Origin of the sequence: Actinomadura bangladeshensis (assembly GCF_004348335.1) — a bacterium.
Taxonomy (GTDB): Bacteria; Actinomycetota; Actinomycetes; order Streptosporangiales; family Streptosporangiaceae; genus Spirillospora; species Spirillospora bangladeshensis.
Genome location: NZ_SMJW01000025.1, coordinates 34,775 through 46,757 on the forward strand (window position 1 = coordinate 34,775; position 11,983 = coordinate 46,757).

At 72.0% G+C, this 11,983-nt stretch carries 9 protein-coding genes; 4 read left to right on the forward strand and 5 right to left on the reverse strand.

Features of this window, described 5'->3' with window-relative positions:
• On the reverse strand, nt 1–1,134 hold the full coding sequence (locus E1284_RS07690) for an alpha/beta hydrolase fold domain-containing protein (RefSeq protein WP_243714324.1): 1,134 nt from the start codon (nt 1,132–1,134) through the stop codon (nt 1–3).
• An 80-nt stretch (nt 1,135–1,214) separates the two neighbouring features.
• The gene (locus E1284_RS07695; RefSeq protein WP_131938298.1) at nt 1,215–2,363 is read right to left on the reverse strand and encodes a cystathionine gamma-synthase; all 1,149 of its coding nucleotides are present in this window, start codon (nt 2,361–2,363) and stop codon (nt 1,215–1,217) included.
• Nucleotides 2,364–2,517: 154 nt separating this feature from the next.
• Between E1284_RS07695 and E1284_RS07700 the strand changes: the two genes are divergently transcribed.
• The gene (locus tag E1284_RS07700; protein ID WP_131938299.1) at nt 2,518–4,680 is read left to right on the forward strand and encodes an MMPL family transporter; all 2,163 of its coding nucleotides are present in this window, start codon (nt 2,518–2,520) and stop codon (nt 4,678–4,680) included.
• A 124-nt stretch (nt 4,681–4,804) separates the two neighbouring features.
• Here the strand turns inward: E1284_RS07700 and E1284_RS07705 are convergent, their stop codons facing one another.
• Together E1284_RS07705 and E1284_RS07710 are read right to left on the reverse strand one after the other, a co-directional pair.
• Nucleotides 4,805–6,277, reverse strand: coding sequence for a serine/threonine-protein kinase (locus E1284_RS07705; RefSeq protein ID WP_131938300.1), 1,473 nt, complete (start codon nt 6,275–6,277; stop codon nt 4,805–4,807).
• A gap of 73 nt (nt 6,278–6,350) precedes the next feature.
• Nucleotides 6,351–7,730: a cystathionine beta-synthase gene (locus E1284_RS07710; protein ID WP_131938301.1), complete on the reverse strand. Its 1,380-nt coding sequence runs from the start codon at nt 7,728–7,730 to the stop codon at nt 6,351–6,353.
• Between the two features lie 182 nt (nt 7,731–7,912).
• On the opposite strand from E1284_RS07710, the gene E1284_RS07715 reads away from it, so the two are divergent.
• The 3 genes from E1284_RS07715 to E1284_RS07725 all read left to right on the forward strand — a co-directional run bounded on the left by E1284_RS07715 (nt 7,913) and on the right by E1284_RS07725 (nt 10,964).
• Entirely contained in the window at nt 7,913–9,025 is a 1,113-nt protein-coding gene (locus tag E1284_RS07715; protein WP_131938302.1) for an SGNH/GDSL hydrolase family protein, read from the forward strand.
• Nucleotides 9,026–9,314: 289 nt separating this feature from the next.
• A complete protein-coding gene (locus E1284_RS07720) occupies nt 9,315–10,535 on the forward strand; it encodes an acetyl-CoA C-acetyltransferase (protein ID WP_131938303.1) in 1,221 nt (406 codons plus the stop codon).
• A gap of 201 nt (nt 10,536–10,736) precedes the next feature.
• Nucleotides 10,737–10,964, forward strand: a complete 228-nt coding sequence (locus E1284_RS07725) for a DUF4287 domain-containing protein (RefSeq protein ID WP_131938304.1) — start codon at nt 10,737–10,739, stop codon at nt 10,962–10,964.
• A gap of 135 nt (nt 10,965–11,099) precedes the next feature.
• Here the strand turns inward: E1284_RS07725 and E1284_RS07730 are convergent, their stop codons facing one another.
• A complete protein-coding gene (locus tag E1284_RS07730; protein ID WP_131938305.1) occupies nt 11,100–11,912 on the reverse strand; it encodes a Bax inhibitor-1/YccA family protein in 813 nt (270 codons plus the stop codon).
• Nucleotides 11,913–11,983 lie beyond the last annotated feature (71 nt).

Below are 11,983 nucleotides of genomic sequence, written 5' to 3' on the forward strand. Positions count from 1 at the left end.
CTACTCGGCGGTCTTCAGGTGGCTCTTGAGCCAGCTCACGATCGTCGGGTAGGTATGCTCGTCGCTCAGCATCTGCGTGGCGTGCATGTCGCCCTCGACGGTCTTCACCGTGGTCTGGACGCCTGCCGCGCGCAGCGCGGCGGCCAGTCCGGTGCTCTGCGTCACCGGGACGAAGTCGCCGGTGGCGTGCATGAGCAGCATCGGCGCGTCGTCCGGTGAGACGTGCGTGACGGTGCTGGCGTCGTCCACGCGCGGCCAGCAGTCCGCGCCGGTGCCGGCCTCCGGTTCGGTGCCGGCGCCGGCCTCCGTCCCGGTCTGGGCGCCGGGCACGCAGCCCATGAGGTCGACCACGGCCTGGCGCAGCTTGCGCTGGGTGTTCGAGGCGCCGGGCTTCGCGCCGTCCTGGTAGGCGAGGTAGGGGTTGTTGGGCGGCGACAGCGCGACCACGGTGCGGACCTGCCGGGTGCCCGTGCCGAGCGTGCCGAGCTGGGTGGCGAGCTGGCCGCCGGCGGACGAGCCGACCACCGCCACCTGGGCCGGGTCGGCGTTCCACAGCCGGGCGTGCCGCTTGACGAAGGCGAGCGCGGACATCGAGTCGTCCCGCTGCGCCGGCCAGTGCGCCTTGGGCGCGAGCCGGTAGTTCGCCGACAGGACGACGAACCCCTCCTCGGTGAGCCGCCGCGCGAAGTACTTCCAGCCGCCGCCCTTGTCGCCCTGCAGCCAGTAGCCGCCGTGCAGGATCAGCACGACCGGGCGCGGCACGGCCCGGGGCCCGGTGTCGCGCCAGTACGCGTCGATCTTCTGCGCGGCGGCCTTCCCGTAGGCGTAGGTGCGGAACTTCGGCAGCTCGGGGGTGACCATGACGGCCTGCGCGGTGACGGTGCCGTCGGGCTCTCCGTCCGGGGCGCCCTGGCCCTCCTCCGGCAGCGTCGTGGAGGACGCCGACGGCGACTCCGTCCCCGGGGCACCGGTCTGCGGACCGCCCGACGGCCCCGGCTCCCCGGTCGCGGGCTGCGACGGGGCGGCCGACGACGGAGTCGGCGCCGGGGGGTTGGCGTGGGCGCCCATGGGGACCGCCACGGCGGAGACACATGTCGCGGCGAACGCCGCCCCGCACACCAGAACCTTGCGCACCCTGAGGCCCTCCTTAACGAACCTGGCGCGCCGAGTATAGATGTTTTGATCAAGTAGGGGCGGGAATGGTCAGCCAGTTCTCAGCCGAGCGCCTGCTCCAGGTCGCGCCGCAGGTCGTGCGCGTCCTCGATCCCGACCGACAGCCGCACCAGGTCGGAGGGCACTTCCAGCGGCGATCCGGCCGCCGAGGCGTGCGTCATCCGGCCCGGGTGCTCGATCAGCGACTCGACCCCGCCGAGCGACTCGCCGAGCGTGAACAGCTTCGTCCGCTCGCAGACCCGGACGGCGGCCTCCTCCGACTCCATCCGGAACGAGACCATGCCGCCGAACGCCTTCATCTGCTTGGCGGCGACGTCGTGGCCGGGGTGGCCGGGCAGCCCCGGGTAGAGGACCTCCCGGACGGCCGGGTGCCGCTGCAGCATCTCCACGATCCGCTCCGCGTTGGCGCAGTGCCGGTCCATCCGCACGCCGAGCGTCTTGATGCCGCGCAGCGTGAGCCAGGCGTCGAACGGCCCGGCGACGGCGCCCATCGCGTTCTGGTGGAACGCCAGCCGCTCGCCGAGGCCGGGGTCGGAGACGATCAGCGCGCCGCCGACGACGTCGGAGTGCCCGCCGATGTACTTGGTGGTCGAGTGGACGACCGCGTCCGCGCCGAGCTCCAGCGGGCGCTGCAGGTACGGCGAGGCGAAGGTGTTGTCGACGGCGAGCAGCGCGCCCGCGTCGTGCGCGACCGCCGCGAGCGCGGCGATGTCGGCGATGCCGAGCAGCGGGTTGGTCGGCGTCTCCACCCAGATGATCTTCGTCTCGGGACGGACGGCGGCCCGCACCGCGGCGATGTCGCCGAGCGGCACCGGGTCGAAGGTGACGCCCCACGGCGCGGCGACCTTCGCGAACAGCCGGTAGGTGCCGCCGTAGGCGTCGTCCGGGATGATGACGTGGTCGCCCGGCCGGCAGACGGCGCGCAGCAGCGCGTCCTCGGCGGCGAGCCCCGACGCGAACGCCAGCCCGCGCGCCCCGCTCTCTATCTCGGCCAGGCATGCTTCCAGCGCGGTACGGGTCGGGTTGGCCGACCGGGAGTACTCGTAGCCGCCGCGCAGGCCGCCGATCCCGTCCTGCTTGTAGGTGGAGACCTGGTAGATCGGCGTGACGACCGCGCCGGTGGCGGGGTCGGGCTCCTGTCCCGCGTGGATGGCCAGGGTCTCGAACCCGTACTGAACCTCGTTGTCCATGGGTACGAGGCTATCCACCGCTCGCCCCTCCTAGAGGAGGAGGCACTCCCCCGGAGGTATCAGCCCTCATTTCGGCGCTGGGGGTGACCCCAAGGGCCCGCGTGATCTCTACCGTTTTAGAGGTACCCCAACGACCCTTGATTAAGGAAGCCCCATGTTCGCTCGGCTCGCGCGCTTCGTCGTGAGACACCCGTGGTGGACGATCGTGGCGTGGCTCGTGGCCGCAGTCGTGATCATCGCCTTCTCCCCCAAGCTCACCACCGAGTCCGACCAGGGCGACTTCCTGCCCTCGAAGTACGAGTCGGTCCAGGCGATGAAGATCGCTGAGAAGGCGTTCCCGCAGCAGGAGGACACCTCCTCGCTGATCGTCGTGAAGCGGTCGGACGGGAAGCCGCTGACGGCCGAGGACACCGCGAAGGTGACGGAGGCGGCCAAGTCCCTGAACGCCGACAAGCCGGCGACGGTGCTGAACTTCCTGACCGGCCCGCAGACCGTGGCGCCGAACAAGGCCGTCCAGGTGATCATGGTGCCGATGCAGGGCACCTCGATGGCCGACAACGAGAAGCAGGGCGACGCGGTCAAGGAGATCCGCAAGGACCTTCCGGCGCTGCTGCAGGGCAGCGGCATGGAGGCCAAGGTCGGCGGTGACGTCGCGAGCTTCGTCGACAACGAGGACTCCTTCAACCAGTCCTTCGAGATCGTCGGCATCGCGACCTTCGTGCTCATCATCGGCCTGATCCTGCTGATCTTCCGGGCCCCGCTGGCGGCGGTGCTGCCGATCATCGTGATCACGGTGACGATGCAGGTCTCGATGGGCCTGATCGGCGTCGCCTCCAAGATCTTCGGCTTCTCCGGCGACGACAGTCTCAGCACCATCATCCTGATCGTGCTCTTCGGCATCGGCGCGGACTACTACCTGTTCCTGATGTTCCGGTTCCGGGAGCGGCTGCGGGCCGGCGACGACAAGAAGACCGCCATGATCACCGCGGTGGAGCGGGTCGGCGAGGTCATCTCCTCGGCCGCCGCCGCCATCGCCGTCACCTTCCTGGTGCTGCTGCTCGCGACGTTCGGCGTGTTCAGCGCCTGGGGCCCGTCCCTCGCCATCGCCGTGATCGTGATGGGCATCACCTCGCTGACGCTGATGCCCGCGCTCGTGTCGCTGCTCGGCACCGCCGTGTTCTGGCCGTCCAAGGCGTGGAAGAAGCAGCCGAAGGGCTCGATCTCGCAGGCCATCGGCCGGGGCGTCGGCAAGCGCCCGGCGGTCGCCGCCGCCGCGTCCGGCCTCGTGCTGGTCGTCCTCGCGCTCGGCGCGCTCGGGTTCAAGGCCGACTACGACTTCGCCGCCGGCTTCCCGCAGGACACCGAGTCCGCGCAGGCGACCAAGGACATGGAGAAGGGCTTCCCGCCCGGCCTGACCACCCCGGTCCAGGTGTTCATCAAGTCCGACAACGGGCAGCCGGTCAGCGAGCAGCAGCTCGCGTCCTTCAACCAGGCGGCCAAGACCGCGCCCGGTGTCGGCGCGGTGCAGCAGCCCGTCCCCGGCCAGGACAAGTCCGTGGTCCGCGTCGACCTGATCCTGAAGGAGAACCCCGCGTCCAACGAGGCGATCAGCCTGGTCAAGGACGACCTGACGCCCGCCGTGCACAAGGCGGCGCCGGAGGGCACCCGCGCCTACGTCGGCGGTTCGACGGCGATCTTCGCCGACATCAACAGCGTCAACAACCGCGACCTGTCGGTGATCCTGCCGGTGGCGGCGGTGCTGATCGCGCTGATCCTGGCACTGCTGCTGCGCTCGGTCGTCGCCCCGCTCTACCTGGTGGTGGCCGTCCTTCTGGGCTTCGCCGCGACGCTCGGCTCCGCGGTGTACGTCTTCCAGGGCGCGATGGGCGAAGCGGGCGTCACCTTCCAGCTGCCGATCATCCTCTACCTGTTCGTGCTGGCCATCGGGACCGACTACAACATCCTGATGACCGCGCGGCTGCGCGAGGAGGCCAAGGAGGGGCACAGCCCGCGGGAGGCCGCCGCGCTGGCCGTCCACCACGGCGGCCCGACGGTCGCCGCGGCGGGCCTCATCCTGGCCGGCACGTTCTCGGTGATGATGCTCGCGCCGGTGTCGATGCTCCAGCAGATGGGCTTCTCCGTCGCGATCGGCATCGCGCTGTCGGCCTTCGTCATGTCGATGTTCCTGGTGCCGGGCATCACCGCGCTGCTGGGCCACCGGGCCTGGTGGCCGGGGCACGGCGACCGGCCGCAGAAGCAGCCGGCCGGCCCCGCCGACACCCGCGAGGACTACGTCCCGTCCGGGTTCCGCCAGTAGGAGCCCCCTGGACGCCGGGTTGCGGAGCCCGGCCCGAAACGCCGCCCACCGGCCGGCTCCGCAACCCGGTATGAAGAACGAGAGCGCCGGAGACCGCCTCAGGTCTCCGGCGCTCTCGCGTCGGTCAGGCCAGGTCCCGCAGCCGCCCGGCCAGCTGCCCGGCGATCTTGTCCGCGGTCGGCTCGATGTCCAGCTCGTCCCGGCCGTACAAGCCGACCTCCAGCCGCACCACCAGGTTGCTGACGCGGAAGAGCAGCGTCCGGTGGGTGTCCTTGTCCTCAAGGAGGAGCCCGCCGTCGCCCAGCGGGAGCTCCTGGGCGCCCGGCGCGCCCTTCCTCGCCTGCCGGACCGAGTCGCTCGCGCGGCGGGGGCCCGATTTGTACGCACCGGGGGCCGCGCGGACGGCGCGCAGGGTGAAGAGCCACTTGTTGCGGTCCTGCGTCACCGCCCACTGGCACGCTGTCGCCTCGTCGTTCCCACTGGTGGACGGGACGATGCCCGCGAGGTCGCCGGGCGCCATCGCCCGGCAGTCCGGCGGTTCGTCGAACGCGCCGCCCTTGAAGACCAGGTGGCCCGGGTTGAACGTCGCGACCGCGAAGACCGCGGCTGCGCCGTAGAAGACGCGGCGGAGCACGGTGCGGGCCGAGGCGGTGCGCTCGCCGCCGGCGGGCGCGGCCGGTCGGGTGCCCGCCGCAGCCGCCGCCGGCCTGCGGGGCGGCGCGGCGATCCGGGTGGGGGCGGCGGGGCGCGTTTCCTCCGGTGGCGCCGGCTCGCCGGTGAGGCGGGCGGCGACCTCGGCGGCGCTCGCGGGACGGTCGGCCGGGTCCTTGGCGAGCAGGTCGCGGATCAGCCCGTCCAGGGCCTCGGGGACGTCGGGGCGGCGCTCCCGTACGCTCGGCGGCGGGCTCAGCATGATCGCGTGCAGCAGCGACGGCATGCTGTCGGCGACGTAGGGCGGCGCGCCGGTGAGCAGGGCGTGCATCAGCGCGCCGAGCGCGTAGAGGTCGGCGCGGGCGTCGACCGGCGCGCGGCCGTCGAACTGCTCGGGCGCCATGAACGCGGGCGTGCCGATGGCGGCGCTGCCGGTCAGGTCGGTGACGGCGTCGGCGTAGCGGGCGATGCCGAAGTCCAGCACGGTGATCTCGTCGCGGCCGTCCACCATGACGTTCGCGGGCTTGATGTCGCGGTGCACGACGCCCCGCTCGTGCGCGGCCTCCAGCGCGGCGGCGATCCGCGCGGCGAGCCGGGACACCCGCTCGGGCGGCAGGCCGCCGGGGTGGTCGGCCACGACGGCGTTCAGGTCGCGGCCGTCCACCAGGTCGATGACCAGGTAGAGCCGGCCGGCGTCCTCGCCGAAGTCGTGCACGGCCGCGATCCCGGGATGCCGCAGCCCGGCCGCGATCCGCGCCTCGCGGCGGAACCGCGCCGCGGCGGCCGGCTCGGTCCGGCCGCCGGCGCCGGGCGGCGCGGTGAGCAGCTTGACCGCCACCGCGCGGCCGAGCCGCTCGTCGCGGGCGCGCCACACCTCGCCCATCCCGCCGCGGCCGAGAAGGCTCTCGAGCCGGTACCGTCCCGCCAGGATCGTCTGCTCGGTCACAGGACGATCTTGGCGGGACGGCGCGGCCGTCGCCACCCCGTCCGGCACGGCCGCATCCGGACAGGGCGGGGGGTCAGCCGGTGGTGGCGGCAGCCAGGAAGGACAGGAGGTCCTGGCGGGTGACGAGGCCCTTGGGCTTGCCGTCCACGAGGACGACCGCCGCGCCGGACTTCTCCAGGACGCCGACGGCCTTGCTGACCGGCTCGCCGTAGCCGAGCGTCGGCAGCGGCGGCGACATGTGCAGCTCGACCGGCTCGGACATCTTCGCCTCGCCCTTCACCATGATGTCGAGCAGGTCGGTCTCGCCGACCGAGCCGACCACCTCGGCGGCCATGACCGGCGGCTCCTCCTTCATCACCGGGACCTGCGACACCTCGTACTCGCGCATGACGGCGATCGCGGTCTGCACGGTCTCGTGCGGGTGGACGTGCACGAACTCCGGCAGCGTCCCGCCCTTGCGGGTGAGCACCTCGCCGACCCGGGCCTCCTCGCTGTGCGGGGTGAGGAAGCCGTAGTCGGCCATCCAGCCGTCGTTGAAGATCTTGCCGAGGTAGCCGCGGCCGCCGTCCGGCAGCAGCACCACGACCACCGCGTCGGGACCGGCCTTCTCCGCGACGCGCAGCGCCGCGACGACGGCCATCCCGCAGGAGCCGCCGACGAGCAGCGCCTCCTCGCGGGCGAGCCGCCGGGTCATGAGGAAGGAGTCCTTGTCGGAGACCGCGATGACGTCGTCGCAGATGTCGCGGTCGTAGGTCTCGGGCCAGATGTCCTCGCCGACGCCCTCGGTCAGGTAGGGGCGGCCGCTGCCGCCCGAGTACACCGAGCCCTCCGGGTCGGCGCCGATGATCTGCACCCGGCCGCCGGAGGCCTCCTTGAGGTACCGGCCGGTGCCGCTGATCGTGCCGCCGGTGCCGATCCCCGCGACGAAGTGGGTGATGCGCCCCTCGGTCTGCTCCCACAGCTCCGGGCCGGTCGTCTCGTAGTGCGACTGCGGGTTCTGCGGGTTGGTGTACTGGTTCGGCTTCCAGGCACCGGGGATCTCGGCGGCGAGCCGGTCCGAGACCGAGTAGTAGGAGTCGGGGTGCTCGGGGTTCACCGCCGTCGGGCAGACGACGACCTCGGCGCCGTAGGCGCGCAGCACGTCGATCTTGTCCTTGCCGACCTTGTCGGGGCAGACGAAGACGCAGCGGTAGCCGCGCTCCTGCGCGACGATGGCGAGCCCCACCCCGGTGTTGCCGGACGTCGGCTCGACGATCGTGCCGCCCGGGCGCAGGGCGCCGGACTTCTCGGCCGCGTCGATCATGCGGACCGCGATGCGGTCCTTCACCGATCCGCCGGGGTTGAAGTACTCCACCTTGGCGAGCACCTGCGGCCGCAGGCCGTCGGTCACCTTGCGCAGTCGAACGAGCGGGGTGTTGCCCATCAGCTCGACGAGCGAGTCGTGTACGTGCACCGCGACTTCCTTGTCGGTTCAGTGTTGATCTGAGCATCGCGTCCCCGATCCGCCGACGGTAGCGCGGCGGAGCGGACGCGGCTCCGGAAGGTTTCCCGTTTCGACGTTAGCCGAGATCCACGGGGCAGGCATCAAAGCACCGGCGGGCGGGTAGGTAGTTAATCACGGAGGGTCAGCGCACCATGTTGAGAGCATTCACCGCGCGCCGGATCGCGGCCGCGGCGGCCTACGGCGGCGGCGGCATCACCGCGATCGGCGGCGTCACCTTCGGGCTCATCGTCGTGGAGGCGAGGCTCGCCCGCAGGATCATCCAGTCGACGTCCAACGGCGACCCGCCCGCGGCCGACGGCCTCTACGGCGAGCAGTTCGGCGGCGAGCCGCTGTCGCTCGCCGTGCTCGGCGACTCGACCGCCGCCGGGCTCGGCGTCCACACCCCGGCGGAGACGCCCGCCGCCCGGCTCGCCACCGGGCTCGCCGGGATCGCCGGGCGCCCCGTGCGGCTGACGAACGTGGCCCGCTCCGGGTCCCGGTCGCAGGCCCTCGGCGGCCAGCTCGAGCAGGCGCTGCAGGTCCGCCCGGACATCGCCGTCATCATGATCGGCGCGAACGACGTGACCGGCCGGGTCTCCCCCGCCGAGTCCGTCCGCCACCTGTCGGACGCGGTCGCGCGGCTGCGCGCCGCGGGCGGCCAGGTGGTCGTCGGGACCTGCCCCGACCTCGGCTCGGTGAAACCGCTGATGCAGCCGCTGCGGTGGTTCGCGCGGCGCGCCTGCCGCCAGCTCGCCGCGGCGCAGACGATCGCCGTCATCGAGCACGGCGGCCGCTCGGTGTCCCTCGGCGACCTGCTCGGGCGCGAGTTCGCCGCCGACCCGCTGGCGATGTTCAGCGAGGACCGCTACCACCCGTCCGCCCGCGGCTACGCCACCGCGGCGGCGGCCCTGCTGCCGTCGGTGGCGGCCGCGCTCGGCCTGGAGCCGGACCTGCCCGGCGAGACCGCCCGCCCGGTGTCGCTGGCCGCGGCCGAGGCCGCCGAGCGGGCCGGGACGGAGGTCACGGGCGCGTCCGTGGCCGGGGACGACCGGGGCCCGCGGGGCCGCTGGGCCACACTGCGCTATCCGCTGCAGCGTCCGCTGCGCGGAGCCCTGGGCCGCCGGCTGTCCACCGGCATCGCGGCGGTCGGCGCGATCGCTCCGGCACGCCTGGCGGCGCGCTGCTCGACCGGCCTGTCCGAGGCCCGCAGCCGCCTGCGGGCGCGGTCGCGCCGCGCCGGGCTGCCGGCGGCCGAGCATGGGTAGCGGCCGGGGCCGCACGCGCGCCGGCCGGTCCGCCGCCCGCGCTTGCGCCGGACCGGCCGGTGGCGTGGCCTCCAGGGTCGGCCTCCCGGCGTCCCGGCCGCATGGGGCGAACGTCACCGGGAAACCGGGATTCGCCGCAGGTGAGCGGCGTAAGTGAGGACTTATTGGACTCGCCGTCCATAAAGCCGGGGGGTCGGCGTGTACGGACCCGCCGCCGGCGGTTAGATTGGCGACGTGACCGGTGAGTAGGTTGACATCTTTTCGGCCGCTGAGACAGGAGACACCCGTTATGCCCGAGGCAGTCATCGTCGCAACCGCGCGCTCGCCCATCGGCCGCGCCTTCAAGGGCTCGCTGAAGGACATCCGGCCCGACGACCTCACCGCCCAGATGATCACCGCCGCGATGGCGAAGGTCCCGCAGCTCGGCCCGGACCAGATCGACGACCTGCTGCTCGGCTGCGGGCTGCCCGGCGGCGAGCAGGGCTACAACATGGCCCGCGTCGTGTCCGTCCTGCTGGGCTGGGACAACGTGCCCGGCGCCACCATCACCCGGTACTGCTCGTCCTCGCTGCAGACCACCCGGATGGCGCTGCACGCGATCAAGGCGGGCGAGGCCGACGTCATCGTCTCGGCGGGCGTGGAGACCGTCAGCCGGTTCGCCAAGGGCAGCAGCGACGGCCTGCCCGACACCCAGAACCCGCTGTTCGGGGACGCGCAGGCCCGCACCGCCAAGGCGGGCGAGGGCGGCGCGCCGGTGTGGCACGACCCGCGCGAGGACGGCACGCTCCCCGACATCTACATCGCGATGGGGCAGACCGCCGAGAACGTGGCCGGGCTGCGCGGCGTCAGCCGGCAGGCGCAGGACGAGTTCGGCGTCCGCTCGCAGAACCTCGCCGAGAAGGCCCTCGCCAACGGCTTCTGGGAGAAGGACATCACCCCGGTGACGCTCCCGGACGGCAGCGTCGTCGCCAAGGACGACGGCCCCCGGCCCGGCACCACCTACGAGAAGGTGTCGCAGCTCCAGCCGGTGTTCCGCCCGGACGGGACGGTCACCGCGGGCAACTGCTGCCCGCTGAACGACGGTGCCGCCGCGGTCGTCGTCATGAGCGACACCAAGGCCGCCGAGCTCGGCATCACCCCGCTCGCCCGGATCGTGTCGACCGGCGTCACCGGCCTGTCCCCCGAGATCATGGGGCTCGGCCCGGTGGAGGCGTCCCGCAAGGCCCTGGCGAAGGCCGGCATGACCATCGGCGACATCGACCTCGTGGAGATCAACGAGGCGTTCGCGGCGCAGGTGCTGCCGTCCGCCGAGGACCTCGGCATCGACCACGACAAGCTGAACGTGAACGGCGGCGCGATCGCGGTCGGCCACCCGTTCGGCATGACCGGCGCCCGCATCACCTCCACGCTCATCAACGGGCTCAGGTTCCACGACAAGCAGTTCGGTCTGGAGACCATGTGCGTGGGCGGCGGCCAGGGGATGGCGATGGTCCTGGAGCGCCTCTCCTGACGGATTCCCCGTGAATTCGCGCGGTGGTCCGTGCGGTACGGCCTTCCCGGCCGTCCGCCGGGCCACCTGCGCTTTTCCGGGGAATATCCCCGTTAAAAATGATCTACGTAACGCAAAAGATAGGTCCCCGTTAGGGTCTTGTCACATGCGGAGAGGTGTTGCAGAGTCAGCAGGAAGAGCCCCGCGACCTGGAGGTGCCAATTGCCACTGAACCACTCGCCGGAGACGCACAGCAAGCTGATCGCCCGCATTCCGCAAGTCACAGGACGTGACATCCCCGAGTGGTTCACCACCATCGAGAACGGTCCCTCGTTCACCCGCTGCGAGGAACGCAGCAGTTGGCTGGCCGACGAGCACAACCTCTCGCACGGCTACGCGGCCGCGCTGGTGCGCGAGCACGAGCGCACGCGCCGCGAGCGGCACTACTGAGGACCGGACCCGAGAACCCGGTGGGATCCCGCCAGCGGACGCCCCCGCCGTCGTGCCGCCGCGCACGACCACGGCGCAGAGATCCCGCACGGATCAGCCCCGCACCGTCCGGCGCGGGGCTGATCGTTGTTGCGGCTAGTCGCGTCCGCTGAAGTAGCTGAGCAGCCGCAGGATCTCCAGGTAGATCCACACGAGGCTGAGCACCAGCCCGAACGCGCAGTACCAGGCGAACTTCTCCGGCGCCCCCTGGCGGACGCCCTGCTCGACGGCGTCGAAGTCCAGCAGCAGGAAGAAGCAGCCGACGAGGATGGCGACGACGCTGAAGATGTAGGCGAGCGGGCTGCCCGGGTCGCGGATGCCGATGCCCTGCTCACCGCCGAACAGGTACACCACCATGTTGATGAGCATCAGCCCGATGAGCGCGGCTCCCGCGGCGATGACGAACTTGGCGAACTTCGGCGTCACCCGCACGATGCGCAGCGCGTAGACGGCGAGCGTGGCGCCGAACGCCAGCGCGGTGCCGACCACGGCCTGGAAGACGACGCCGTGGTAGAGGTCGTTGTAGGCGTGGCTGATGATGCCGACGACGATCCCGTAGACCGCCGCGAACGTCAGCACCAGCGGCGCGTTCGCCTTGCGGCCGAACGTGATGAACGCCCAGATCCCGATCTCGGCGATGAGCGCCACGACGAGAACGGGCATGGCCGCCTCGACCGGCACCAGCGCCCAGGCGAGCGCCGCGGTGACCACCAGGGCGGCGAGGGTCAGGAATCCGCGGACGACGACGTCGTCCATGGTCATCGGCCGGGTCGCCGGCGGCGCGTACCCGGGGGCCCCGTATTGCTCAGTACCGTACTGCTGTGCTCCGTAGCCGGGTGCGCCGTAGGCCGCACCTCCGGCCCGCGGGTCGAAGGCGTTCCCCCGGAACGCGGGGTTTCTGCTCTCCATCAGGTCTCCACTGTCGGCCGACGTGATCCCCCAGTCTAAACGTGAAACCCCGCCATGATCAGCCCATATCC